The sequence below is a fragment of the Mesorhizobium sp. M4B.F.Ca.ET.143.01.1.1 genome, assembly GCF_004792275.1.
Taxonomy (GTDB): Bacteria; Pseudomonadota; Alphaproteobacteria; order Rhizobiales; family Rhizobiaceae; genus Mesorhizobium; species Mesorhizobium abyssinicae.
Map to the genome: position 1 here is coordinate 171351 of NZ_SRSR01000011.1, position 25053 is coordinate 196403.

A 25053-nucleotide genomic window follows, 5' to 3' on the forward strand; every position below is an offset into this window, starting at 1 on the left:
AGCTCAGCGGCTATTCCTCTTTAGCCAGATATTTTTCCAGCCAGTGAATGTCGTAGTCGCCATTGGCGATGTCGGGGTTGCCGACCAGGTCGCGGAACAGCGGCAGCGTCGTCTTGATGCCGTCGACGACGAATTCGTCCAGCGCCCGGCGCAGCCGCATCATGCATTCGACGCGGTTGCGGCCATGCACGATCAGCTTGCCGATCAGGCTGTCGTAGTAGGGCGGGATCTTGTAGCCGGAATAGACGCCGGAATCGACGCGGATGCCGAGCCCGCCAGGCGTGTGGAAATGGGTGATGGTGCCCGGCGAGGGCGTGAAGGTGCGCGGGTCCTCGGCATTGATGCGGCATTCGATGGCGTGGCCGTTGAACTTGATGTCCTCCTGCCGGACCGAGAGACCGCCGCCGGAGGCGACACGGATCTGCTCGTGCACGAGGTCGATGCCGGTGATCGCCTCCGTCACCGGATGCTCGACCTGCAGGCGGGTGTTCATTTCGATGAAATAGAACTCGCCGTCCTCATAGAGGAATTCGATGGTGCCGGCGCCGGAATAGCCGAGATCGGCGACGGCCTTGGCGCAGATGCCGCCGATGCGCGCGCGTTCCTCGGCGTTGAGCGCGGGCGAATTCGCCTCTTCCCAGACCTTCTGGTGGCGGCGTTGCAACGAGCAGTCGCGCTCGCCGAAATGGACGCCGCGGCCGGCGCCATCGCCGAATACCTGCAATTCGATGTGGCGCGGCTTCTCCAGGTATTTTTCGATATAGACGGCGTCGTCGCCGAAGGCGGCGCCGGCTTCCGACTTTGCCGTCTGCAGGGCGATCTCGAGGTCGGCCTCGCTGCGCGCCACCTTCATGCCGCGCCCGCCGCCGCCGGCCGAAGCCTTGATGATGACGGGGTAGCCGATCTCGGCGGCGACGCGCTTGGCTTCCTTCTCTTCGCTGATCGCGCCATCGGAGCCGGGAACGACCGGAATGCCCAGGCGCTTTGCGGTACGCTTGGCCTCGATCTTGTCGCCCATGATGCGGATATGGTCGCCGGTCGGGCCGATGAAGGTGATATTGTGGGCGGCGAGGATGTCGGCGAACTTGGCGTTCTCCGACAGGAAGCCATAGCCCGGATGCACGGCGTCGGCGCCGGTGATCTCGCAGGCGGCGACGATCTGGTGGATGTTGAGGTAGCTGTCGCGTGACGGCGGCGGACCGATGCACACGCTCTCGTCGGCCAGCCTGACATGCATGGCGTCGGCATCGGCCGTCGAATGCACCACCACGGTCTGGATACCGAGCTCCTTGCAGGCGCGCAGCACCCTGAGGGCGATTTCGCCGCGATTGGCGATGAGGATCTTCTGGAACATTCCCGGCTCTACTCGATGACGACGAGAGGCATGCCGTATTCGACCGGCTGGGCGTCCTCGAACAAGATCGCGGTCACCGTGCCGGCGCGCGGCGAGGGGATCTGGTTCATCGTCTTCATCGCCTCGATGATCAGCAGCGTCTGGCCCTCCTTGACCTTCTGGCCGATCTCGATGAACGGCTTGGCGTCGGGCGAGGGCGCCAGGTAGGCGGTGCCGACCATTGGCGAGGGCACCGCGTTCTTCGACTGGTCGGCGGCCGGCGCCGCGGCGGCCGCCGCCGCGGACTGCGCCGGGGCTGCCGCCGGCGCATAGGCGGCCGCGGGAGCCGCCACCGCGTGCACGGTCTGCGCCTGCCGCGACACGCGCACCTTCAGGTCACCGAGCTCGACCTCGATCTCGGTGAGGTTGGTGTCGTTCAGTATGCCCGCCAGATCGCGGATCAGCTGCTGGTCAACACCGGTCTTCTTTATAGACATTTTCGAGCCTTCTGTTTGTTGGCCGGTCACAGGCGTGCCGCCAGCGCCTGCAGCGCAAGCGTGTAGCCGAGCGGCCCGAACCCGCAGATCATGCCGACGGCGACCGGCGCGACCATGGAGACGTGGCGGAACGGTTCCCGCGCATGGATGTTGGAGAGATGGACTTCGGCGACGGGCAGCGGCGCGACAGCGCGGATGGCGTCGTGAATGGCAATCGAGGTGTGGCTGTAGGCGCCCGGATTGATGACTATGCCCGCAGCCTTGTCGCCGGCTTCGTGGATCCAGTCGACGAGGTCGCCCTCATGGTTCGACTGACGGAAATCGATCTCCAGCCCAAGGTCGGCGCCTGCCTTCTTGCAGTCGTCGGCGATGGCGGCAAGCGTCTTGCCGCCATAGATGCCGGGCTCCCGCTTGCCGAGCGCGTTCAGGTTGGGACCGTTCAGGACGAAAACCGTTTTCAAGAATGCCGACCTTTCCCGGCGCCGGCCCCAAGCCGGCGCACTGGGCCTCTATAATGGGCATAGACGCCCGCGAAAAGAGCGCAAGTGCGTTCTTTCGCTGTCCACAACAGGCGGAAAACCGCCTGCCGCAAGGGCCCGACGGGGGTCAGAGCGCGGCCTTCGCCGCCTCGATCTTTTCGGTCAGGACGTCCTTTCCGAGCGCGCCGAACACCACCTCGTTGCCGACCACATAGGAGGGGGTGCCGGTGATCGACAGCTTGGTGGCAAGATCATAGGTGCGGGCCAGCGCCTCGTTGATGCTGGGATCCTTCATTTTCTCGCGCAGCTTGGCCTCGTCGGCGCCAAGCGAGACCGCGGTCTTGATGGCGATCGACTCGGTGGCGCGGCCCTGGCCGCCGAGCAGCGCGGTGTGGAAAGCGCCATACTTCTCCGGCATCATCAGGTGGAAGGCCATGGAGACGACGCTGGCCTTCTGCGAATCCGGGCTGAGGATCGGGAATTCCTTGAGCACGAAGCGCAGGTCAGGGTCGGCCTTGGTCAGCGCCTGCATGTCCTCGATGGCGCGTTTGCAGAAGCCGCAATTGTAATCGTAGAACTCGACGATGGTGACCTTGCCGTTCGGGTTGCCGACGATGCCGTCGAAGGTGGAGTTGAAGATCTCGTCCTTGGCGTTCTTGATGACGCCGAGGGCGGCAATGCGCTGCTCTTCCTTCTGCTTGGCCTCGAGCGCGTCCTGGACCTCGAGCAGCACTTCCGGGTTCTTCAGCAGATAGTCGCGGATAATGCCTTCCACTTCCTTGCGGTCGATCTTGGTGTCCGGGGACGCCGCCTCGGCGACCTGCGCCGTATCGGCCTTTGCCACCTGCGGATTTCCGGCGGCGAAGCCGACCGCCAGCATGGCGAGGGCCGCCACCGCCCCCGTCGTGCCAAGCAGGATTGCCTTGTTCATGATCCTCGATCCCTTTTTTGCCTGTTGCGGTCCGCTTCAGTCGCCTGGCGCGGCCGGAAGGTTCACTTGGTTTTGCCCGAAGGCGCGTAGTTTATGATATCCTGGGCGCGAAGCCAGCCCGGCTCGCCACGCTTCATCTTCTGCTGCGCGCGCATGGCGAAGATCTTGGCGTTCCTGTAGTCGCCGGAATAGAAATGGCCTTCGGCGGTGGCGAGATCGGCCGCCGGAATCTCGCCGAGCTCACCATAGGCCTGCGCCAGGTAACGGTAGCCGGCGGCGTTTTCCTTGTCGCGTCCGAGACCGTTGCTGATCTGCGCGGCCGCCTTCTTGAGCGATTCCGGGGTGCCGATCGCCATCAATGCCTGGCCAAGCGAGACCGGCAGCAGTCCCGATTTCGCCGGATCGAGGCTGACCGCCTTGGCGTAGGCGTCAGCGGCGTCCTTCGGCTTGTTCGCCTTCATCAGTATGTCGCCGCGCAACTCCTGGAAGTAAGGGTTCTTCGGCTGTTCCTTGATCAAGGCGGCGGTCTTGGCGAGCGCGGCATTGAGGTTGCCGTACAAATAGGCGATCTGCGCATCGCCATAACGCGAGGCGAGGCTGCCCGGGTTCTTGCGCATCAGACGCGAGGCGGCCGCCTGTCCCTGCATGTAGACGGCGATCTTGATGCGCATCATGTCATGCCGCTGCTGCAGCGCCGGCGGATCGAGCTTGTTGACGTAGGGGCTTTGCTTGACCAGCGTTTCGAGGTTGGCGATGCGCTCCTGCGGCATCGGATGGCTGATGCGGTAAGGATCGACCTGGGTGCCGGACAGCGACAAGGCGCTCTGGAAGCGGGAAAAGGTCTTCAACATGCCCATGCCGGACTGGCCGGTGGCGTTGAGATAGGTGATCGCCGAGCGGTCGGCGGTCGTCTCCTCGGTGCGCTGATAGGCGAGGATGCTGCGCTGCGCCATCTCGCCGCCACCCGCCGCGACACCCATGCCGGCGCCGGCGAGGCCCCGGCTGTTGGTGGTGGCGCCGGCCACGATGGCGCCGGCGCCGAGCAGCGTGGCGATGATCGCCATCGTCTTGGCGCGCTCCAGCTGGTCGCGCAGCTTCTGCTGGTGGCCGCCGGCGATATGGCCGGCTTCATGGGCCATGACGCCGATGATCTCGTTGGGCGTTTCCGCCGTCATCAGCGCGCCGGTGTTGATGAACATGCGGCGCCCGGTAACGAAGGCATTGAAGCTCGGATCGTTGACCAGCACGATATCGATGCCGTCATTGGCAAGGCCCGCCGCCTTGAAGATCGGCCGCGCATAGTCGCGAACCAGCGCCTCGATCTCGGCGTCGCGCACGATAGGCACGTTTTGCGCAAACGCGTCGACCGAACCGGAGATCGCGACGGCGGCGGCAAGCAAAAGCGTGACGAAGCCGCGCGCGGTTCCTGCAATGGTCGATCTGGCAGTGGTCGATCTGGGTCGGCTCAACATGACAGGTCCACTGGTAGACGAGCGGGCGAAGGATGAAAAGTCGGCACCGAAAACTTCCTGCGCTTGTGATCCCCACATCAATCGGGCATTTGTGCGGCGCTGCCAGGGCGGATCCTGGCGTGTTGGATTTGAAAATGGTTGTTTCGCTTTCGCGCCGTGGCGAGGTCGAGCCGTTCCACGCCATGGACATCTTGGCCGAGGCCAACCGGCTGAAGGCGACCGGCGTGCCGGTGGTTTCGATGGCGGTCGGCCAGCCGTCTGACCCGGCGCCGGCAGGTGTGCGGCAGGCTGCCGCCGCGGCCTTGAAGGTCGGCCGTATCGGCTACACCGATGCGCTGGGCCTGGCGGACCTGCGCCAGGCGATCGCCAGGCATTATGGCGAACATTACGGCCTCGATGTGCCCGCCAGCCGAATCGCCGTCACCACAGGGTCGTCCGCGGCCTTCAACCTGGCTTTCCTGGCGATGTTCGACCCGGGCGACCGCGTCGCCATCGCCGCGCCCGGCTACCCGGCCTATCGCAACATCATGGCCGCGCTGGGCATCGAGATCGTCGAGGTCGAGCTTGGCGGCGATGCCTATCTTCATGCCGAGCATCTGAGAACCGCGCACCGCGAAAGGCCGCTGAAGGGGGTGCTGTTCGCCAGTCCGGCCAATCCGACCGGCGCCGTAATCCCGGCCGACGAGCTAGCCGCGCTGGTTTCGACGGCGGAAGAACTCGGCATCGCCGTTATTTCCGACGAGATCTACCACCGGCTCGCCTATGCCGCGCCGGACACGACGGCGCTCGCCTACGGTTCGGGCGTGACGGTGATCAATTCCTTCTCGAAATACTATTGCATGACCGGCTGGCGCATCGGCTGGATGGTGCTGCCGGAAGCGCTGGTGCGCCCGGTCGAGCGCGTCGCCCAGAGCCTCTATATATCGCCGCCGGAACTGTCGCAGATCGCCGCGATCGAGGCGTTCAAGGCGACACAGGAGCTGGAAGCGGTGAAGGCACGCTACGCCTGGAACCGCGAGCTGTTGATGAAGCGCCTGCCGGAACTGGGCTTCGCGCTTGCCGCGCCGATGGACGGCGCCTTCTACGCCTTCTGCGACGTCACAAGGCACACCAATGACAGCATGGCCTTCGCGCGTCGCATGCTTGCCGAGGCGCATGTGGCGGCAACGCCCGGCCGCGACTTCGATCCGCTTCAAGGCCATCGCACGATGCGCTTTTCCTATGCCGGCAGCCACGACGACATGGTCGAGTCGATGGCGCGCATCGAGCGCTGGCTGAAATAGCGGGGACGTCATGCCGGAACTCGAACAGGCGCTCGCCGAAGTCGCCGCCGAAATGGCCGAGCGCACGGACCGCGGGGACGTCGCCACCTATATCCCGCAGCTTGGCAAGGTCGACCCGAGGAAGTTCGGCATCGCGGCGGTCACCAATGACGGCCGCGTGCTGCTCGCCGGCGACGCCGAAGAAGCCTTCTCGATCCAGAGCATCTCCAAGGTGTTCACGCTGACGCTTGCGCTCGGCAATGTCGGCGATGCGCTGTGGCAGCGTGTCGGTCGTGAGCCGTCGGGCAATCCGTTCAACTCGATCGTTCAGCTCGAGCATGAGAACGGCATTCCGCGCAATCCGTTCATCAATGCCGGCGCCATCGTCGTCTCGGACATATTGCTGGCCGGCCACCAGCCGCGCGAGGCGATCGGCGAAATCCTGCGCTTCATCCAGTTCCTGGCCGACGACGAGACGATCATCATCGACCGCGAGGTCGCGGCCTCTGAACGCGCCACCGGCTACCGCAACTTCGCACTTGCCAACTACATGAAATCCTTCGGCAATCTCCACCATGCGCCGGAACTGGCGCTGGGCGTCTATTTCCATCACTGCGCCATTGCCATGAGCTGCCGGCAACTGGCGATGGCCGGCCGCTTCCTGGCCAATGGCGGCAAGAACCCGGCAACCGGACATTCGGTGGTGTCGGCCGAGCGGGCGCGCCGCATCGGCGCGATGATGCTGACCTGCGGCCACTATGACGGCTCCGGCGATTTCGCCTTTCGCGTCGGCATCCCCGGCAAGAGCGGCGTCGGCGGCGGCATATTGGGGATCGTGCCGGGCGTCGCTTCGCTCGCCGTCTGGTCGCCGGGCCTCAATGCCAACGGCAATTCCAAGCTTGGCTCGATCGCGCTGGAGAAGCTGGCGAGGATGATGAACTGGTCGATCTTCGCGCCTTAGCGATCTTCGCGGCTTAGCGCCGGCGGATCCTTGCGCCCAGAAGATCCTGGCGCCCAAACAAAAATCCCGCGTCGTGCACGACGCGGGATTTTCTTGTCAGAAAATCAGTCCAAGCAACTGAAAAGCTTAGAAGAAGCCCTTGCGCTGCCACCAGCCGGCGCGCTTCGGCTTGTCCTCGGCCTTGGCTTCGTCGCTGACGCTTGACGAGATCACCGGCACGACGGGAGCATCCACCGCCGCCGGCTTGCGCCGGTTCGAGCGGACCGATGCTTCTTCCTCGGACGCTGCCGGAGCGGTAGCGGCTGGCGCCGGCTCGACCGGTGCCGGGTCCTTGACCGGGGCTTCCGTCACGACCTCTGCCACCGTCTCGGCGGCAACTGCCTCCACGGCCTTCTTCGATCTCGATGCACGCTTTGGCTTCTTTGGCTTCTCGGTGCTTGGCGCGTCGTCATTGGCGGGAGCAGGCACGGGCGGCGCCTCGACGGGTACAACTGCCACGGGTTCGGCTGTGACAGCTTCGTCTTCCGACGCAACGGTCTCGACGCTGTCGGCTTCCTCGCCGGCAGCCGCGTCAACGCCTTCGCCCTCTTCGCGGCGATTGCGCTTGCCGCCGCGCTTGCCGCGCCGGCGCTTCTTGCCCTGACCGTCATCCGCTGCCTCGGCGGCCTCGGCAATGCCGACCGGAGCCTCGTCGCCCGCTTCGATTGCTTCGTCGCTTGCAGTGGCGGGAACGCCATCGGCAGGAGCCGGCGCGGAAACGGCGTCCGCATGGGCGCCATGCTCCCGTTCGCCGTGTTCGCGATCGCGATCCTTGCCGCCGCGCCGCCGGCGGCGCTTGCGGCGCTTGCGGTCACGGCCTTCGCCATCCTCGCCGGACCTCGGCTGCGGTTGCTGCTGCTGGGGATGGCGCGGCTGTTCGGCCTGGGCGGCGGGTGCCTCGTCTTCGTCCTCGATGACGATCTCGTCCTCGGGCTCCTCCGGCTCGACATAGGTCGGCAGGCTGCGCGCTTCGACGAAGCCCTCCGGCTTTTCGGCGATCGCGCCGCGGAAGATCGCATAGTGCTGCGCGCCGACCGTATCGTCGGCCTCGATCGTGATGGTCAGGCCGAAGCGGCTTTCGAGCTCCACCAGCGTGCCGCGCTTGTGGTTGAGCACGTAGAGCGCGGTCGCGGACGGCGTGCGCACCGTGATGTGGCTGCGCGAATCCTTGAGCAGGAATTCCTCGATCGCCCTGACCACCATCAGCGCCACCGAGGAGTCGGAACGCACGTGGCCGGTGCCGCCGCAATGCGGGCAGGGCTTCATGGTCGATTCCAGCACGCTGGCGCGGATGCGCTGGCGCGACATCTCCATCAGGCCGAAATGCGAGATACGGCCGACCTGGATGCGGGCGCGGTCGTTCTTGAGGTGATCCTTCAGCCGCTTCTCGACGGAGCGGTTGTTGCGGTTCTCCTCCATGTCGATGAAGTCGATGACGATCAGGCCGGCAAGGTCGCGCAGCCTGAGTTGCCGGGCGACTTCCTCGGCCGCTTCCAGGTTGGTGTGGAGCGCGGTGTCCTCGATCGAGTGCTCCTTGGTGGAGCGGCCCGAATTGACGTCGATGGAGACCAGCGCCTCGGTCTGGTTGATGATGATGTAGCCGCCGCTCTTCAGCGTCACCTGCGGCTGCAGCATGCGATCGAGCTGCGCCTCGATGCCGTTGCGAACGAAGATCGGCGTCGTGTCGCGATAGGGCTGAACCACCTTGGCGTGGCTCGGCATCAGCATGCGCATGAAGTCCTTGGCCTCGCGATAGCCGTCCTCGCCGGAGACCAGGATCTCGTCGATGTCCTTGTTGTAGAGGTCGCGCACCGAGCGCTTGATCAGGCTGCCTTCCTCATAGACCAGGGCAGGGGCCGTCGACTGGAGCGTCAGGTTGCGGACATTTTCCCAAAGCCTCATCAGATACTCGTAGTCGCGCTTGATCTCGGCCTTGGTGCGGCTCTCGCCGGCGGTGCGCAGGATGACGCCCATGCCCTGCGGCACTTCGAGATCGGCCACGACCTCCTTCAGCCGCTTGCGATCCTGGGCGTTGGTGATCTTGCGCGAAATGCCGCCGCCGCGCGCCGTGTTCGGCATCAGCACCGAATAGCGGCCGGCCAGGGACAGATAGGTGGTGAGCGCGGCGCCCTTGTTGCCGCGCTCTTCCTTGACCACCTGCACCAGAAGGATCTGACGGCGCTTGATCACTTCCTGGATCTTGTACTGGCGGCGCACCGGCTTGCGGCGGTTGCGGACTTCTTCCAGCGCATCCTCGGCGCCGACCGATTCGATCTCGTGGTCGTCGGGATGCGAGGACTGCACCTCTTCCAGCATGCCGCGGTCGTCGTCGCTCGAAGGCGCTTCGCCGTTCTGTTCGGGTTGCGGAACCGCCTCGGAAATCACATCGGCGTCGACGCTGGCGGCGATCGAGGTGGGGCCGCCCTCCGAAGATTCGCCGTTGTCGTCAGAAGCGGCCTCATCGCCATGCCCGGCAGCGCCTTCGTCCTGGCCGCCTTGCTCTGTCTCGGCCTCAGTGCTGACCTCGACGGTCTCGGCGACCGCCTCGACGACGTCTTCGCCGGCAACCGCGGCTTCCTCGCTGCTTGTCGCCTCGCTGCTTGTCGCCTCGCTGCTTTCGCCGTTCTCGTCCGAACCAGCGGCGCTCGCCTCGCGCTTGTGCTCGCCGCGATCGCGGTTCTTGCCGCCGCGCCGGCGGCCGCGCCGGCCGCGATCGCGGGCCTGGTGCTCCTCGCCGTCACCGTCCTCATCGTCGTCGTCCTCGGCCTCCTGCGCTTCCGCGCGCAGCAGCGCCTGACGGTCGGCGACCGGGATCTGGTAGTAGTCGGGATGGATTTCGCTAAAGGCGAGGAACCCGTGACGGTTGCCGCCATATTCGACAAAAGCTGCCTGCAGGGACGGTTCGACGCGCGTTACGCGGGCGAGGTAGATGTTTCCTTTGAGCTGCTTCTTGTCCTGTGATTCAAAGTCGAATTCTTCAATACGATTACCGCGAATGACGACAACGCGTGTTTCCTCCTGGTGGGAGGCGTCTATCAGCATCTTGTTGGGCATTATTTCGTTTCCCCCCGGCAGCCGCCAGCCGCAGCCTGCGGGGCAAAGCCCGCTGCTTCGGTCCTGGGTAAACATGGGTGCCGGACAATTGAACGTCCGCCGGCCGCCGCTTGAGCGCCATGGCGGTGCCGCCCGCAGCCACAATGGCGCGGTTCGTTGCGGACCTTTCCATGATTGCGCTTGAAGCCATCGGCACCAGCAGAACCTTTTGAACCAAAGCCCGGACGAACCGGACCAGCTTGTTTGCTCATACAGAGCCGGCACGGGACAACCCGGCCGTTTTCCTCACGCAGGCGATTCCCCCGCCACGGGCGCACGCCTGCGAAATTCGTCGCGATCACCTGAAGCCTTTTCGCTGGAAGCGAAAGGAGCCGCCTTTCATCTGACCTGTAGCAGGAAGCTGCGGAGGAAGCGGTTCCAGGATTGCAGTGATCCACCATCGCTTTTATGATTTGGCGGCAGGGAAGGCAACCCCGATTTCCGATGCCGGCAAAAAGGAGTTCCCTTAGGGAAGCCCGGCCGTCGGTTCCTTGCGTGAAAAGGCTTGGTTAACCTTCTCTGGATACCAATCGTTAATCGAGTTCGCGGCCTAACCGGCACTTCGATGAAACGACCCGGCGCCTGGCGCCAAACCGGGAGCGACTGGAAAGAGATGGGACTGGCAGGCACCGCAAACAAGGGTCGTTGCGCCGCTTGGCCTATCCTGCATGCCGCCTGCGTGCTTGTGCTGATGGCGGCTTTCCTCGTGTTTTCGGGCGTTTCCCGCGCCGCCGACGCGCCGCTTGGCGCCACCGGCTTCAAGATGGCGGGTGATGCCACCAAGATGCGCATCGTCATGACTTTCGACCGCGAGCCAGACGTCAAATGGTTCCTGCTGCGCGGTCCCAATCGCCTCGTCGTCGACCTGCCGCGCACCAGATTCGCCATTGGCGCCAAGGACGTGAAGGCGCGGGGCCTTGTCCGGGCAGTCCGCTACGGCGATCAGGGCCAGGGATCGCGGCTGATCCTCACCGGCAAGGGGCCGTTTTCGGTCGACAAGCTCGACGTGCTCAAGAACGACGACGGTAGCGGCTATCGCATCGCCATCGACATGTCGGCGGCCTCGGCGCGCGAATTCGATGCCGCCCTCGCCAACCAGGCGTTGACCACCGGCTCGACAGTATCGACCGACAAGGGCGGCAGGGTCGGAACCGGACCGATCTCCAATCCCGGCCATCGCTTCACCGTCGTCATCGACCCCGGTCATGGCGGCGTCGACGGCGGTGCCGAGGGGCTCAACGGCACCATCGAGAAGAACGTCACGCTCGCCTTTGCCACCGAATTGCGCGACAAGCTCGTCGCGGTCGGCAAGTACGATGTGTTCATGACCCGCGAGAAGGACGAGTTCCTGCGGCTGGACGACCGCGTGCGCATCGCCCGCCAGCATGAAGCCGACCTCCTGATCTCGATCCATGCCGACACGATCAGCGTCAAGGGCATTCGCGGCGCGACCGTCTATACCGTTTCAGACAAGGCTTCCGATCCCGAGGCACAGGCGCTTGCCGATCGCGAAAACCTCTCGGATCAGTTCGCCGGCATGGAGATCAAGGACGAAAACAAGGAAGTGACCGACATCCTGATCGACCTGATCCGCCGCGAGACGCACGGCTTCTCGATGAGCTTCGCCCACACCCTGGTCGGGCAGCTTTCGAGCAGCGTCGGCCTTATCAACAACCCGCAGCGCTCCGCCGGGTTCAAGGTGCTGAAGGCGCCGGACGTGCCTTCGGTGCTGGTCGAACTGGGCTATCTGTCAAACGCCAAGGACGAAGCGCAACTGCTCAGCGCCGACTGGCGCGGCAAGGCTGCGCAGAGCATAACCAATGCCGTCGCGCTGTTCGCTTCAGCGAAGGCCGGAACGGGAACCGGGGGCTGACGTTGCTGCCGCCTGCAACCACAGGCGGCGTTGCATGGCGACAACACCCGGCGCTATAATTTCCGCGGAGGGAAGCCGAAAACCCCGTGCTGCCGTATTTTGTCCACATGGTGGCGACATGGGTTTCCCATTGCGGATTGGGACCGTCCCTGAAGCTTGCGCGACAGGCGGCTTCGTTTAGGAAATTCCCGAACCACGGACTGGAGCGGGCATGATTCGTCTCATCGGCTATTTCTTCGGCATCGGCACGACGCTGGCCCTTATCGTGGCCGCCGGCGTGGCGATCTACATCAGCCATCTGGCGAAGGACCTGCCCGACTACGAAGTGCTGGCCAAATACGAGCCGCCGGTCACGACGCGCATCCATGCTTCCGACGGCGCGCTGATGGCCGAATATGCGCGCGAGCGGCGCCTCTATCTGCCGATCCAGGCGGTTCCGGATCGAGTGAAGGCCGCCTTCCTGTCCGCCGAGGACAAGAACTTCTACAACCATCCCGGTATCGATGTGACCGGCCTCGGTCGCGCCATCATCGTCAACCTGCAGAACTTCGGCTCGGGCAGGCGCCAGGTTGGCGCCTCGACGATCACGCAGCAGGTGGCGAAGAACTTCCTGTTGACCTCGGACCAGACCTACGAGCGCAAGATCAAGGAGATGATCCTGGCCTTCCGCATCGAGCAGGCCTATTCGAAGGATCGCATCCTCGAGCTCTATCTCAACGAGATCTTCTTCGGCTTCGGCGCCTATGGCGTGGCGGGCGCGGCGCTGACCTATTTCGACAAGTCGGTCAACGAGCTCACCGTCGCGGAAGCGGCCTACCTTGCTTCGCTGCCGAAGGGCCCCAACAACTACCACCCGTTCAAGCATGCCGACCGCGCGCTGGAGCGCCGCAACTGGGTCATCGACCAGATGGTCGAGAACGGCTACGTGACGCGCGAGGAAGGCGACAAGGCCAAGGCCGAGCCGCTGGGCGTGACGCCGCGCCGCAACGGCTCCTATCTGTTCGCGGGCGAGTATTTCACCGAGGAAGTGCGCCGCCAGATCATCGCGCGCTATGGCGAGAATGCGCTCTACGAGGGTGGTCTTTCGGTGCGCACGACGCTTGACCCGAAGATCCAGCTGATTGCCCGCAAGGCGATGCAGAACGGGTTGCTGAAATACGACACGCTGCGCGGTTATCGCGGACCGGTGACCCACATCGATGTCTCCGGCGACTGGGGCGTGCCGCTCGGCAACGTCAAGGGGCTGGAGGACGTGCCGGAATGGTCGCTCGCCGTCGTCCTCGACAGCTCCGACACCGGCCTCTCTATCGGTCTGCAGCCGGCGCGCCAGGTCTCGGGCGACATCGTCAAGGAGCGCGTCGAAGGCACCGTCAGCAAGGAGGACATGGGTTTTGCCATGCGCCACATCGTCGACGGCAAGAGCGTCAAGGCGAAATCGCCGGCGGATGTGCTGCAGCCCGGCGACGTCATTTTCGTGCAGAAGAACGAAGGCTCGGACAGCGCCTACAGTCTGCGTCAGGTTCCGCAAGTGGAAGGCGGCCTCGTCGCCATGGATCCGCACACCGGCCGCGTTCTGGCCATGGTCGGCGGCTTCTCCTATGCGCAATCGGAGTTCAACCGGGCGACCCAGGCGATGCGCCAGCCGGGCTCGTCGTTCAAGCCGATCGTCTATTCGGCCGCGCTCGACAATGGCTACACGCCGGCCTCGGTGATCATGGACGGCCCGATCACCATCCAGAGCGGCAACACCACCTGGACGCCGAAGAACTACGACGGCACGGCGGCCGGTCCGGCGACGCTGCGCTCCGGTATCGAGAAGTCGCGCAACCTGATGACGGTGCGGCTCGCCAACGACATGGGCATGAAGCTGGTGGTTGAATATGCCGAGCGCTTCGGCGTCTACGACCATCTGGCGCCCTACCTGCCGATGGCGCTCGGCTCAGGCGAGACGACCGTGATGCGCATGGTGTCGGCCTATTCGATCATGGCCAATGGCGGCAAGTCGATCAAACCCTCGCTCATCGACCGCATCCAGGACCGCTACGGCAAGACGGTGTTCAAGCAGGACGAGCGCGGTTGCGAAGGCTGCAACGCCGCCGAATGGAAGAACCAGTCCGAACCGGAACTGGTCGACAATTCCGAGCAGGTGCTCGATCCGATGACGGCCTACCAGATCACCTCGATGATGGAAGGCGTGGTGCAGCGCGGCACCGGCGCCACCATCGCCGAGCTCGGCCGCCATATCGCCGGCAAGACCGGCACGACCAACGACGAGAAGGATGCCTGGTTCATCGGCTATACGCCGAACCTCGTAGTCGGCCTCTATATGGGCTATGACACGCCGAAAGGGCTTGGCAAGGGCGCGACCGGCGGCGGTCTGGCGGCGCCGATCTTCAAGGATTTCATGCGCGTGGCGCTGGACGGCACGCCCAACATCGACTTCCAGGTTCCGGAAGGCATGAAGCTGATCGCCATCAACCGCAAGACCGGCATGAAGGCGGCCGAAGGCGAGGCAGGCACGATCATCGAAGCCTTCAAGCCGGGCACCGGCCCCGCCGACAGCTATTGGGTGATCGGCATGGGGGCCGACGGTTCGAACGGCGCCGGCGGCGCGCTGTCGCCGCAAGCCACGCAAGCCATCCAGGATGGCGGCGGCGGGCTTTACTGACGGGCTCGCATCGAATGAGGCCGGCCGGACCACGATCCGGCCGGCCATTTCGCTTTACAGGCGGCGGTGCCGTCCCTATGTATCGCGCCGACCAAAATCAACTGGACAGAACTGGCAGCCATGCGCGCGGAAACGCTCAACATCGTCGACGAGATCAGGCAGGCCATAACCCTGCTGAGGAGGCATCTTTGACTGGGACCAGGCCATCAAGCGGCTTGAGTACCTGAACGTCCGCGCCGAGGATTCCAGCCTCTGGAACGAGCCGCTGGAAGCGCAGAAGCTGATGCGGGAGCGCCAGGAGCTCGAAGATGGCATCGCCGCCGTCAAGGGCCTGACCCAGGCGCTTGAAGACAATATCGGCCTGATCGAACTGGGCGAGGAAGAGGGCGACGAAGGCGTCGTCGCCGAGGCAGAGGCGGCACTGCGCTCGATGCAGGGCGAGGCCAAGGCCCGCCAGGTCGAGACGCTGCTTTCGGGCGAGGCCGACGCCAACGACACCTATCTCGAAATCCATGCCGGCGCCGGCGGCACCGAGAGCCAGGACTGGGCCTCGATGCTTTTGCGCATGTATACGCGCTGGGCCGAGCGCCGCCGCTTCAAGGTCGAGGTGCTGGAAGTGCACGACGGCGAAGAGGCGGGGATCAAGTCGGCCACGGTGCTGATCAAGGGCCACAACGCCTATGGCTGGCTGAAGACCGAATCGGGTGTCCACCGGCTGGTGCGCATCTCGCCCTACGACAGCAATGCGCGGCGCCACACGTCTTTCGCCAGCGTCTGGGTCTATCCGGTCATCGATGATACGATCGACATCGCCGTCTCGGAATCGGATGTCCGCATCGACACCTACCGCTCGTCGGGTTCGGGCGGCCAGCACGTCAACACCACCGATTCTGCGGTCCGCATCACCCATCTCGCGACCGGCATCGCAGTCGCCTGCCAGGCCGAGCGCTCGCAGCACAAGAACCGGGCCAAGGCTTGGGAGATGCTGCGCTCGCGCCTCTACGAGGAAGAGCTGAAGAAGCGCGAGGCGGTGGCCAACGCCACCGAGGCATCGAAGAGCGACATCGGCTGGGGCCACCAGATCCGCTCCTACGTGCTGCAGCCCTATCAGCTTGTGAAGGACCTGCGCACCGGCGTCGAAAGCACCAGCCCGTCGAGCGTTCTCGACGGAGACCTCGACGAGTTCATGGAAGCCTCGCTGTCGCACCGCATCGAGGGTGGGGCGGGCGAAGCGGTGGCGGATCTCGACTAGGATATGTCCATATTCAGGTGAGGCCGGCCCGACACCTTGAGCACCAGATGAAGGAGGCGCTTGTGACCAAGCCGGACAAGGCAAATACTCACAGGCTTTCCGGAAAGTGCTTTTGCGGCGCCGTCCAGTACGAGGTGGCAGACGAATTCGTCTATGCCTTGAACTGCCACTGCTCGAACTGCCAGCGCGCCACCGGGTCGGCTTTCAAGCCCTTCGCTGGCATCGAGCGGGACAAGCTGCGCCTGACCGCCGGCGACGACAGGCTGCTGGTCTTCGGCGATCCGAGCGGCGCTCACGACAAGCACTGCGGGCAGTGCGGCTCGCTGCTTTATTCGGTGGTGCGGGCGGGCGCCTACGTCCACGTCACCATGGGGACGCTGGTGGATACGCCGAGCATCCGCCCGGCGGCGCATATCTTCGTCGGTTCCAAGGCGAAATGGTTCACAGTCACCGACGACCTGCCGCAGTATGATGAGCATATTCCCGGTTGAACGGCTGGAACCAGCTTCATCCGAATTTCGTTGTCCGGCACCAGACATCCGTCGCTAACGGCTCGTTAACCAAGCCGGCGCACGATTCTGGCTGCAGAGGTTTGGCGTGCGGCGCGGCGTTGCCGATGCGGCCGCTTCTTGCGCCGGCCAAGGAATCAGCCCAGCATTCGGGCTGAGGGGATAGAAGCATTTATGGCCGGACGCGGCGTATCTGCGACCTGACGATCCGGCCAGTGGGAAGACACGTTCCGGGAACGGGCAAGCGAAAGGCTTGGAGCTCGTTTGAAAGGAACGTTCCCATGTTTGCTGCCACAATTCGACAGGCCAAAGCCGTTGAACCGGTTGGCCGCTTCCTGTTTTTCCTGGCCGCGGTGGTCGTGGTGTCGACGGCGCCTGCGCTCGCGCATGACGCCAAGCCTACGGCGGCATTGCCGCAAGGCTGGAGCTATCCGTTCTCGTGCTGCGCCAACTATGATTGCCGCACGACCCACTCCGGCGAAGTCCTGGAGAAGCCGGAGGGCTATGTGATCGCCGGCACGGGCGAGGTGGTTCCCATGACCGACAAGCGCGTCAAGGACAGCCCCGACGGCGAATTCCACTGGTGCGCGCATCAGGCGGGACTCGATGCCGGCAAGACCATCTGCCTGTTCGTGCCGCCGCGCTCCTATTGAGGCGACGGGCATCCGACCTGCGGGTCAAGGGGCATCGGGCTTTCCAGTTTTTGAGAGCGGGCAGGCAAGCCTGCCGACAGGCGGTTGTCAGGAGCGATTCTTTATGTTGCCTTGCCGCGGTGGACGGCGGGCAACGGAGAGGAATTCGTTCATGACCATCAAGGGAAGCTGCCACTGCAAGGCGACGACATTCGAGGTTTCAGAAGCGCCGCAAACAGTGACGCATTGCACATGCTCCTTCTGTTCGAAACGCGGCTCGCTCTGGGCCTATTATGTGCCCGAGCAATTCAAGCTCACCAGCCCGCCCGAAAACGTCTCGTTCTACCGCTGGGGCTCAAAGACCATAAAGCACGGCTTTTGCGCCACCTGCGGCTGCGGCACCTTCACCGAAACGCCCGACTGGTCGACCGGTGAGCCGGACTTCGACAACCCGAAGATCAGCGTGAACTCGCGCCTGTTCGACGATTTCGATCTCGACAAGGTCGAGGTCGTCGTCATCGACGGCAAGAATCTCTGGTAGGGGGCACTGGCCGGAACAGCCGCGCATGGCGACGATGGAAAAGCTCTGATCGGCATTTTGCCGTTCCGCTTTTCGCCGTATTTCATGCTACAAGACCGCCGGAAGGGCTGATATGGCGCGGCTGCAATGGCCGCGGTTTGGAGAGGGACATTCTCATGAAGAAGACTGTGCTCGTCGTCGTGGCGACGGCTGTATTGGTGAGCGCTTGCACCACCACCGATCCGTACACCGGTGAGCAGAAGGTTTCCAACACGGCGGCCGGCGCCGGCCTTGGCGCGATCGCGGGTGCCGGGCTTGGCCTTCTGGCCGGCGGCAACGACCGCCGCAACGCGCTGATCGGCGCCGGTATCGGCGCGCTCGCCGGCGGCGCCATCGGCGCCACGATGGACCAGAACGAGGCCGAGCTGCGCCGTCAGCTCCAGGGTACCGGCGTCAGCGTCACGCGCACCGGCGACCAGATCATCCTCAACATGCCATCCGACATCACCTTCAACATCGACCAGGACGCGGTGAAGCCCGGCTTCTATCCGGTGCTGAATTCGGTGGCGCTGGTGCTGAACAAGTTCCGCCAGACCACGGTCGACGTTTTCGGCCACACCGATTCGACCGGCGGCGACGAACACAATTTCGACCTGTCGCAGCGCCGCGCGCTCGCGGTCGCCAACTATCTCTCCGGGCAAGGTGTCGATTCGCGCCGCTTCGCCGTCACCGGATTCGGCAAGACCCGGCCGATCGCGTCCAACGCGACGACACAGGGCCGCGCGCAGAACCGCCGCGTCGAGATCCAGCTTTCGCCGCTCACCTGAGCCCTTCGGCATCGAAACGTATAGACGGCCCCCACGGGGGCCGTTTTCGTTTGAACCGACATTGGCAGCCTTCAGTTCACCCAGTCGTCCTGAAGAATTAGCTAGTTCTAACGAACTGCTTTTCCGGGATAGTGGAAAGGAATAGCATCGGACCGTTCCAGAGGGACGGGGCGGTACAATCGGCCGCGCAATCAAGAAGTTCGACGCCTCGGTCTTGCACGGCCAGATCAGAAAATCTGGGAGGAATGCATGACGAAAACAGTTCGCTTCGGTGTCCTCGCTCTGACGGGTCTTATCGGCGCCTGGCTTGGCGCGGCCACGGCTCAGGCCGAGGATGCCGGCAAGGCCGACATCGAGGCCTTGAAAAAGTCGCTCGCCAAATACGAGGACTACACCGCCGCCATCCGCGACCTCTATCTGTCGACTGTCGGCTGCGTCTACTACAGCGGCGAAAAGATAGCCGGCACGATGGATTATCCGAAGGGCGCCATGGGCATCCACTTCGTCAATGTTCCCAGCGTCGGGCAGAAACTCGATCCGATGCGCCCCAACGTGCTGATCTATGAGCCGACCAAGAAGGGCCTGAAGCTGGTCGGGGTCGAATGGCTGGTGCCGCTGACACCGGACGTCAAGGAAGCACCTTCGTTATTCGGCCAGAAATTCATGGGGCCGATGGAGGGACACTATCCGCTCATCCCGAAGGAGTTCGTCCACTACGACCTTCACGCCTGGCTCAAGGACAACCCGAACGGCGTGTTCAGCCCGACCAACCCGAACGTGAAATGCAACAAGGCCGAGTTCCCGATGCTGGAGAAGCCGACCAAGATGATGCCCGGCCCGATGTGAGGGCCCGCAAGGCCGTCCAGACAAGAAAAGGCAAGCCGAGTGCTCGGCTTGCCTTTTGTCGAAACGGAACAGAGATCAGACCTTGGCGACGATCCGCATGAAGGCGGGCATGTCGTCGCCAAAACCGACGGTGGCGTCGTCTTCTTCCTGACGGTGGCGGGCAGGGCGGTCGCGCTCCCGCTTCGGCTCGCCGCGCTGGTCGTTGCGATCGCCCCTGCGCTCGCTGTTTTCGGAACGGATCGCTTCCTTGCGCGCGCGCCGCTCGCCGATATCGGCCACCGTTGCCTCGGCCGCGACCGGCTGCTCCTCGCGGGCCGGGGCCGGCGTGTCTTCGCCGTGCCGGGCATGGCGCTCGCGCGGTTTGCGCTCGCCCCTGTCCTTGCGTTCCTCGTCCTTGCGGCCGGCGCGGCGCGGCGCGCCGCGGCCACGGCGGGGCGCTTCGTCCTCGCCTTCGCTGGCGACCACCGTCGACAGGTCGCCGTCGTGCCACTCGATCTTGTTGCCGATCAGCCGCTCGATCGCATCGATGTATTTGGTGTCCGATTTGGTGGCGATGGTGAAGGATTTACCGGCGCGTCCGGCGCGGCCGGTGCGGCCGATGCGGTGGACATAGTCCTCGGCGTGGATCGGCACGTCGTAATTGAAGACGTGGCTGACATCGGGGATGTCGAGGCCGCGTGCGGCGACGTCCGAAGCGACGAGGTAGCGCAACTTGCCGTCGCGGAAATTGGCCAGCATTTGCATGCGCGCGCGCTGGTCCATGTCGCCATGCAGGGCGCCGGCATCGAAATCGTACTTCAGCAGCGAGCGGAACAGTTCCGAGACCTCGACCTTGCGGTTGCAGAAGATGATGGCGTTCTTCAGTTCGGCGTCTTCGGCCTTCATCAGGTTGCGCAGCGTCTCGCGCTTGTCCCAGGGCTTGGAGCCGGACTTGACCAGGCGTTGTGTGATGCTGGTCGCGGTGGAGGCGGCCTTCGAGACCTCGACGCGCACCGGTGCGTGCAGGAACTTTTCCGTCATCTTGGTGATCTCGGGCGGCATCGTCGCCGAGAAGAACAGCGTCTGACGCGTGAACGGGATCATCTCGCAAATGCGCTCGATGTCGGGGATGAAGCCCATGTCGAGCATGCGATCGGCCTCGTCGATGACGAGGATTTCGACGCCGTTGAGCAGCAGCTTGCCGCGCTCGCGGTGATCGAGCAGGCGGCCGGGGGTCGCGATCAGCACATCGGCGCCGCGCTCCAGCTTCTTGTCCTGCTCGTCGAAGGAGACGCCGCCGATCAGCAGCGCGATGTTGAGCTTGTGGTTCTTGCCGTATTTGACGAAGTTTTCCTCGACCTGCGCGGCAAGCTCGCGCGTCGGTTCGAGGATCAGCGTGCGCGGCATGCGGGCGCGGGCGCGGCCTTTCTCGAGACGCGTCAGCATCGGCAGCACGAAGGATGCCGTTTTGCCGGTGCCGGTCTGGGCGATGCCCAGCACATCCTTGCCCAGCAAGGCATGCGGGATGGCGCCGGCCTGGATCGGCGTCGGCTTGGTGTAACCGGCATCGGTGACCGCGGAAAGGACCTTCGGCGAAAGGCCGAGGTCCGCGAATGTCAACGCTTCTTGAGCAGTCTGGGTGTCTGAGGACAAGTTTGGCTGTCTTTGGCTTTTACAGGGGGAAGCGCAACGGTATCCGTCGCGGCAGGCGCCGCGCGCCTGCAAGATCGGCGTTGGAGTTAGGCGCAAGCCCACGATTTGTCAACAGAAACGGCCGGAAATGCTGCGATTGTGAAGACGTAAGCTTAATCGCGATGCTTAATCGAGGCCCTGTCCTGGCGCCGGCTCAGTAGCGGAACTGTTCGGCGAGGATGCGCTCGTTCCACGAATGGTTGGGATCGAACAGCAGCGTGGCCGTCGCGGTCGGTGACTCCCGCACCGTGACCGAGGCCACGGCCTTCACTTCGGTATGGTCGGCGGCCGCGTTCACCGGCCGCTTTTCGGCTTCCAGTATGTCGAAGCGCACCGTCGCCTTGTTGGAAAGCAGGGCGCCGCGCCAGCGGCGCGGACGGAACGGGCTGACCGGCGTCAGCGCCAGCAGCGGCGCGTCGAGTGGCAGGATCGGGCCGTGCGCGGAGAGGTTATAGGCGGTCGAGCCGGCGGGTGTCGCGATCATCACGCCGTCGCAGTTCAGTTCCTCGAGCCGCACCTGCTCGTCCACCGTGATGCGGATCTTGGCCGTCTGGTAGGACTGGCGCCAGAGCGCCACTTCGTTGATCGCCAGCGCAGAGACGGTCTCGCCCTCATGCGTCACGGCCAGCATCTCCAGCGGACGGATGGTCTCGGCGACCGCGGCGGCGATGCGTTCCTCAAGGCCACCGGCGCGGTATTCGTTCATCAGGAAGCCGATGGTGCCACGGTTCATGCCGTAGACCTTCTTTCCGCTGCTCATCGTGTCACGCAGCGTCTGCAGCAGGAAGCCGTCGCCGCCGAGGGCGACGACGATCTCGGCCTCTTCGACCGATGTCTGCCCATAGTGCGACGACAGGCTTTCCAGCGCCGCTTTGGCGTCGGCGGTGTCGGACGAGACGAAGGCGAAATGGCTGGCGGCTTTGCTCATGGCTTCCCGATGACGAGCGGCTGGCGGCGGCCCGTTTCCGGACCGCGCCAGCGCCGGGGTAGCATGGGCCGCCCGCATCTGCAAAGGGCGGCACAGGACGGCAATGAAAGGCAGTTGCTCGCGCATTGTGTCGCCAGATGGCCGAACGTGATGGTTAAGACGAAGCTTAAGCTCTCGTAAAGCCGGATGGGCCATGTTAGCCGGCAGTGGATGGGTTGGCGGGGGCCAGCAAGTCGAGACCTGTCTATTGCCGGTGACACGCATGATTATCGTCTTCCTGATGCTGGGAAGTTTTGCCCTCGTCTTCGCCGAACTGGTACGGCATTCGGAAGATATGAGTTCCCGGCCCCAGCCGACGGCCTCGCGTTGCGGCGACACCGCCGGAATGCCTTGTCCGCAAAGAGCGCTGTAAGATCGCTATCCCACGTGGCCGCGCTTCCGGCTCCTACTGCGTCACGACCTGAAGATTGGCGTTGCCGTAGAAAGTATAGGCAAGGTAGGTCGGGTCACCCGTTTCGTAAAAGCGCTTGCGCACGCCTTGCAGGATTTCGGCGAGGTAGACCGGCCCGTCCTTGAGCCGGGTGGTGATGCCGCCGTAGAAATCGGCAGAGAAGGCGGCCGCGGCGCGGTCGGTCAGCGGCCACATGCCGCCGATGAAACCGGATGCGCCGCTCGCCAGCACCGCCGGTCCCCAGCCCTGCACGAAGCCACCGAACATCTGTGAGCGTCCGCTGTCGCAGGCGTTGAAGAAGTAGAAGGGATTGCCCGTCCCGTGCGCGGCCGCGACCAGCGCGCGCCAGGTGTCGGGATCGAGCGACTGGTCGACGAGGTCGATGGCAAAAACCGGCCGGCCGCTGCCAGGCTGGTTGACCTCGCCATGGCCGGAAAAATGGATGAAGCCGGTCGAGACCTCGCCGACGAGCCTTTCGAAAGAGACGAAATCGCCGTCGAAGCGGCGATAACCGGAAAGCTTGCTGAGCGCCTCTATCTCGATCTGCTGGAACGACAGCGACTGCTTGTCGGCGTAGGAGGGCGCTACCGCCGCAACCCCGGTGAAGACCAGCCGGTCGAGCGGATTGTCGACCTGCGAGGACATGCTTCGCGGCGCCCAGCGCGCCAGCCGATAGCCCATGCCGAGGAAGCCGTCCTGCGTCGCGCCGTCGTCGCTTCGCGGGCGGATCAATTCCCAGGGCAGTGTCGGGCTGTTCGAGGTGATCTGGATCGAGCGCAGTTCGCCCTTAGCACGCAACGACCAGAAAACATGCTTGAACACCTTCGGCACATAGTCGCGATAGAGCACATCGCCGAAGCCTTCGGCGGCGAGCATGACGAAGCGCTTTTGCGCTTCCGGGTCATTGCTTGCGGCAGGCTGCTGCAACGAAACCGCGCCGCGCAGGCTGAGGCCGAGCTGCAGCAGGCGTTGGTATTCGGACTCCAGCCATGCCGCCATCTCCGGCGGCGTCGAGAAACTGTCGGTCACCGGTCCGGCCAGATGCGGCGAATGGATGATGATCTGTCCGGAGCCGAGGCCGCTCGGATCGTCATAGAGGATGGTGACGTCGAGATCGGGCACGTCGCCGGCGCCGTTGAGGTCGATACTGCCGGTCAATGGCTGTCTCGGCGCCGAGGCGAGCAGCATTGTCGGGGCAGGGGTGGCGGTTTCGGCGCCGGGAGCGGGTATCCGCGTTCGCGCTATGGTGACGGGCCGCGATGCCGAGCCGAGGAAACGTCCGGCGCTGTAGATGCGGGCGATGAACTGGCCTGGCTTGCTGTCCTGGCCGATCGGCCGCGCCTTGAGCTCGAAGCGGACGAAATCGCTGTCGCCTTTGCGATAGAGCGTGGCTGGCCGGCTCCATTTGCCGCCATCGGCGAGATCGAAGCCCGAGGCGAAAAGATCGATGTCGATCGGCCATTGCTCCGTGCCGGCAGGCATCGCCATGCGCAGTGCGCCGTCCTCGGTCACTGTCGTGCCGGGTGCGGCTTTCACCTTGACCTCTGGCGTCAATTGCTCCTCGGTCAACGCGATCGATACTGTCACGACGTCACCCGCCACCACCTCGTCCGGCGCATCGATGGCCGGGTGCCGGACGACCTGCTCCGTGGCCGGCTCCGGAGCGGGCGGCGGGGGTGGAAGGTTGCCATCGTCGGGATCGACCTCCGCGCCGCCGGCAGGAACCAAGACCGGCCCGGTCGAGGGCTGGTCCTGGGCTGAGGCCGGTGCCGGATCAGGGGGCAGGGGCGGAACACCGTCACCGGGATCGATCTCGGTGTTGCCGGCGGGCGGGGGGCCAGCGCTCGTCGACGGCTGGTCCGGGGCCGAGGCCTTGGCGGTTTCCGCGGCGCGCTCCATTTCGGCCCTGAGCGCCTCAGCCTGTGCCCGCAGTTGTTGCTCATAGGCCTCGCGCTGGGCCTGCTCGCGCTTGTATGCCTCGTAGGCTGCGGCTTCCTCGGCCTCGCTCGTCTCCGGAGCGACGTCCATCGGATAAGGCTCCTGGCCGCTGTCCCAACCGCCGCCGCCGCTGCCCGAACTGCCGCCGGCGGCCAAACCGACGCCACCCGAACCACCGCCGCTGCCGCCGCTGCCCGAGCCGCCATTTCCAAGACCGGCCTGTGGGCTGTCGTAGCCGCCGTCGTTCGCCTCGTTCTCCGTCGGCGTCGCGGTGACGGGCGCATTGGCCATCGGTGCCATTGCACTCCGCTGGTCGGCCAGCCAGCTGTTGGCGAAAACTACCGCAAGCACGCCCAACATGCCGGCGAGAACAATCAGGATGACAGTTTTGGCGCGCATATGCCCAAGCCCTGTGGTGCGGAATTCGTCTCCGTTGGCATCAGCTCCTGCAGGCTTAGCCTGACGGACTGCAGGCCGGTTCGGCGCTCGCCGTCATCCAGCAACTGGACAGTAAAGCCCATCAGCCGCAAGCTTGCCGCGATCCGATCGACTTTGGCGAGGGTGGGTGCGCCGTCATGAGCCGGAGCGGCGACGGTCAAGGCGATACGCTCTCCGCCGCGCACGGCGGAGACGAGCCCCATGATCATCAGCAGCACGGTCGCCCAAAAAAGGCGCATGACCCCGACCTAACCCTGCAAGCCGCGGCAGTTCACGCCAAGCTTGCCCCAATCCATCAATGCCCTCGTCCTTGACGATACCATGAGACGTTTGCCGGCGCATCGGCGCATTGGTCCGGGTTTCCGACGGCTGCGAGACGTCGCCGGCGCGCACTTTGCCGTGCCAATCAGTGATTGCGCCTGCGGCAGTCCAA

Annotated in this window: 20 protein-coding genes; 10 read left to right on the top strand and 10 right to left on the bottom strand. The window is 64.5% G+C overall.

All coding sequences use genetic code 11. From position 1 onward, the window contains the following. Nucleotides 1-10: 10 nt before the first annotated feature. The 5 genes from accC to EN786_RS24915 all read right to left on the bottom strand — a co-directional run bounded on the left by accC (nucleotide 11) and on the right by EN786_RS24915 (nucleotide 4712). Entirely contained in the window at nucleotides 11-1354 is a 1344-nt protein-coding gene (accC, locus tag EN786_RS24895; protein WP_127392477.1) for an acetyl-CoA carboxylase biotin carboxylase subunit, read from the bottom strand. A gap of 8 nt (nucleotides 1355-1362) precedes the next feature. Next, a complete protein-coding gene (gene accB / locus EN786_RS24900) occupies nucleotides 1363-1830 on the bottom strand; it encodes an acetyl-CoA carboxylase biotin carboxyl carrier protein (protein ID WP_127286058.1) in 468 nt (155 codons plus the stop codon). Between the two features lie 26 nt (nucleotides 1831-1856). Continuing rightward, entirely contained in the window at nucleotides 1857-2291 is a 435-nt protein-coding gene (aroQ, locus tag EN786_RS24905; protein ID WP_127310732.1) for a type II 3-dehydroquinate dehydratase, read from the bottom strand. 145 nt (nucleotides 2292-2436) lie between these two features. Beyond that, complete coding sequence (locus EN786_RS24910; RefSeq protein ID WP_127286056.1) at nucleotides 2437-3240, bottom strand: DsbA family protein; 804 nt, start codon at nucleotides 3238-3240, stop codon at nucleotides 2437-2439. A 62-nt stretch (nucleotides 3241-3302) separates the two neighbouring features. Then, a complete protein-coding gene (locus EN786_RS24915) occupies nucleotides 3303-4712 on the bottom strand; it encodes a M48 family metalloprotease (RefSeq protein WP_127310733.1) in 1410 nt (469 codons plus the stop codon). Between the two features lie 134 nt (nucleotides 4713-4846). Here EN786_RS24915 and EN786_RS24920 point away from each other — a divergent pair, with 134 nt between their 5' ends. Continuing rightward, nucleotides 4847-5995, top strand: a complete 1149-nt coding sequence (locus tag EN786_RS24920; RefSeq protein WP_127310734.1) for an aminotransferase class I/II-fold pyridoxal phosphate-dependent enzyme — start codon at nucleotides 4847-4849, stop codon at nucleotides 5993-5995. Nucleotides 5996-6005: 10 nt separating this feature from the next. Then, complete coding sequence (locus tag EN786_RS24925) at nucleotides 6006-6935, top strand: glutaminase (RefSeq protein ID WP_127286053.1); 930 nt, start codon at nucleotides 6006-6008, stop codon at nucleotides 6933-6935. A gap of 126 nt (nucleotides 6936-7061) precedes the next feature. Here EN786_RS24925 and EN786_RS24930 read toward each other — a convergent pair whose 3' ends face one another. Next, nucleotides 7062-10028, bottom strand: coding sequence for a ribonuclease E/G (locus EN786_RS24930; protein WP_135908959.1), 2967 nt, complete (start codon nucleotides 10026-10028; stop codon nucleotides 7062-7064). Between the two features lie 652 nt (nucleotides 10029-10680). On the opposite strand from EN786_RS24930, the gene EN786_RS24935 reads away from it, so the two are divergent. The 8 genes from EN786_RS24935 (at nucleotide 10681) to EN786_RS24970 (ending at nucleotide 19194) form a co-directional block, all read left to right on the top strand. Next, nucleotides 10681-11940, top strand: a complete 1260-nt coding sequence (locus EN786_RS24935; RefSeq protein WP_127286961.1) for an N-acetylmuramoyl-L-alanine amidase — start codon at nucleotides 10681-10683, stop codon at nucleotides 11938-11940. A gap of 211 nt (nucleotides 11941-12151) precedes the next feature. Next, entirely contained in the window at nucleotides 12152-14608 is a 2457-nt protein-coding gene (locus tag EN786_RS24940; protein WP_127309495.1) for a penicillin-binding protein 1A, read from the top strand. A 120-nt stretch (nucleotides 14609-14728) separates the two neighbouring features. Then, nucleotides 14729-15860 (top strand): peptide chain release factor 2 gene (gene prfB, locus EN786_RS24945; RefSeq protein ID WP_127285894.1). Its coding sequence is split into 2 segments (ribosomal slippage): nucleotides 14729-14794 and nucleotides 14796-15860, totalling 1131 coding nucleotides; the frame shifts between segments, so codons are not numbered across the junction. 47 nt (nucleotides 15861-15907) lie between these two features. Further along, nucleotides 15908-16351, top strand: a complete 444-nt coding sequence (locus EN786_RS24950) for a GFA family protein (protein WP_127309496.1) — start codon at nucleotides 15908-15910, stop codon at nucleotides 16349-16351. A gap of 299 nt (nucleotides 16352-16650) precedes the next feature. Beyond that, complete coding sequence (locus EN786_RS24955) at nucleotides 16651-17022, top strand: hypothetical protein (protein ID WP_127309497.1); 372 nt, start codon at nucleotides 16651-16653, stop codon at nucleotides 17020-17022. A 151-nt stretch (nucleotides 17023-17173) separates the two neighbouring features. Continuing rightward, nucleotides 17174-17542 (top strand): GFA family protein, encoded by a 369-nt coding sequence (locus EN786_RS24960; RefSeq protein ID WP_127309498.1) that lies wholly within the window; start codon nucleotides 17174-17176, stop codon nucleotides 17540-17542. Nucleotides 17543-17697: 155 nt separating this feature from the next. Then, nucleotides 17698-18348 carry an OmpA family protein gene (locus EN786_RS24965; protein ID WP_127285898.1) on the top strand — a complete coding sequence of 217 codons (651 nt, stop codon included), beginning with the start codon at nucleotides 17698-17700 and terminating at the stop codon, nucleotides 18346-18348. 249 nt (nucleotides 18349-18597) lie between these two features. After that, the gene (locus tag EN786_RS24970; protein ID WP_127309499.1) at nucleotides 18598-19194 is read left to right on the top strand and encodes a hypothetical protein; all 597 of its coding nucleotides are present in this window, start codon (nucleotides 18598-18600) and stop codon (nucleotides 19192-19194) included. A 75-nt stretch (nucleotides 19195-19269) separates the two neighbouring features. On the opposite strand, the gene EN786_RS24975 is transcribed toward EN786_RS24970, so the two are convergent. The 4 genes from EN786_RS24975 to EN786_RS24995 form a co-directional block, all read right to left on the bottom strand. Continuing rightward, on the bottom strand, nucleotides 19270-20826 hold the full coding sequence (locus EN786_RS24975; protein WP_189340336.1) for a DEAD/DEAH box helicase: 1557 nt from the start codon (nucleotides 20824-20826) through the stop codon (nucleotides 19270-19272). Between the two features lie 193 nt (nucleotides 20827-21019). Beyond that, on the bottom strand, nucleotides 21020-21793 hold the full coding sequence (locus tag EN786_RS24980) for an NAD kinase (RefSeq protein WP_127309501.1): 774 nt from the start codon (nucleotides 21791-21793) through the stop codon (nucleotides 21020-21022). Nucleotides 21794-22238: 445 nt separating this feature from the next. Next, on the bottom strand, nucleotides 22239-24581 hold the full coding sequence (locus tag EN786_RS38715) for a CHAT domain-containing protein (protein WP_127309503.1): 2343 nt from the start codon (nucleotides 24579-24581) through the stop codon (nucleotides 22239-22241). Beyond that, nucleotides 24557-24838 (bottom strand): hypothetical protein, encoded by a 282-nt coding sequence (locus EN786_RS24995; RefSeq protein ID WP_127309504.1) that lies wholly within the window; start codon nucleotides 24836-24838, stop codon nucleotides 24557-24559. The genes EN786_RS38715 and EN786_RS24995 overlap by 25 nt, the downstream gene beginning before the upstream one ends. Nucleotides 24839-25053 lie beyond the last annotated feature (215 nt).

Excerpts from the sequence above, each read along its gene's own strand:
- accC (WP_127392477.1), bottom strand. The coding sequence starts at position 1,354 with ATGTTCCAGAAGATCCTCATCGCCAATCGCGGCGAAATCGCCCTCAGG.
- accB (WP_127286058.1), bottom strand. The coding sequence starts at position 1,830 with ATGTCTATAAAGAAGACCGGTGTTGACCAGCAGCTGATCCGCGATCTG.
- EN786_RS24910 (WP_127286056.1), bottom strand. The coding sequence starts at position 3,240 with ATGAACAAGGCAATCCTGCTTGGCACGACGGGGGCGGTGGCGGCCCTC.
- EN786_RS24915 (WP_127310733.1), bottom strand. The coding sequence starts at position 4,712 with ATGTTGAGCCGACCCAGATCGACCACTGCCAGATCGACCATTGCAGGA.
- EN786_RS24920 (WP_127310734.1), top strand. The coding sequence starts at position 4,847 with ATGGTTGTTTCGCTTTCGCGCCGTGGCGAGGTCGAGCCGTTCCACGCC.
- EN786_RS24925 (WP_127286053.1), top strand. The coding sequence starts at position 6,006 with ATGCCGGAACTCGAACAGGCGCTCGCCGAAGTCGCCGCCGAAATGGCC.
- EN786_RS24930 (WP_135908959.1), bottom strand. The coding sequence starts at position 10,028 with ATGCCCAACAAGATGCTGATAGACGCCTCCCACCAGGAGGAAACACGC.
- EN786_RS24935 (WP_127286961.1), top strand. The coding sequence starts at position 10,681 with ATGGGACTGGCAGGCACCGCAAACAAGGGTCGTTGCGCCGCTTGGCCT.
- EN786_RS24940 (WP_127309495.1), top strand. The coding sequence starts at position 12,152 with ATGATTCGTCTCATCGGCTATTTCTTCGGCATCGGCACGACGCTGGCC.
- EN786_RS24950 (WP_127309496.1), top strand. The coding sequence starts at position 15,908 with ATGAAGGAGGCGCTTGTGACCAAGCCGGACAAGGCAAATACTCACAGG.
- EN786_RS24955 (WP_127309497.1), top strand. The coding sequence starts at position 16,651 with ATGTTTGCTGCCACAATTCGACAGGCCAAAGCCGTTGAACCGGTTGGC.
- EN786_RS24960 (WP_127309498.1), top strand. The coding sequence starts at position 17,174 with ATGACCATCAAGGGAAGCTGCCACTGCAAGGCGACGACATTCGAGGTT.
- EN786_RS24965 (WP_127285898.1), top strand. The coding sequence starts at position 17,698 with ATGAAGAAGACTGTGCTCGTCGTCGTGGCGACGGCTGTATTGGTGAGC.
- EN786_RS24970 (WP_127309499.1), top strand. The coding sequence starts at position 18,598 with ATGACGAAAACAGTTCGCTTCGGTGTCCTCGCTCTGACGGGTCTTATC.
- EN786_RS24980 (WP_127309501.1), bottom strand. The coding sequence starts at position 21,793 with ATGAGCAAAGCCGCCAGCCATTTCGCCTTCGTCTCGTCCGACACCGCC.
- EN786_RS38715 (WP_127309503.1), bottom strand. The coding sequence starts at position 24,581 with ATGCGCGCCAAAACTGTCATCCTGATTGTTCTCGCCGGCATGTTGGGC.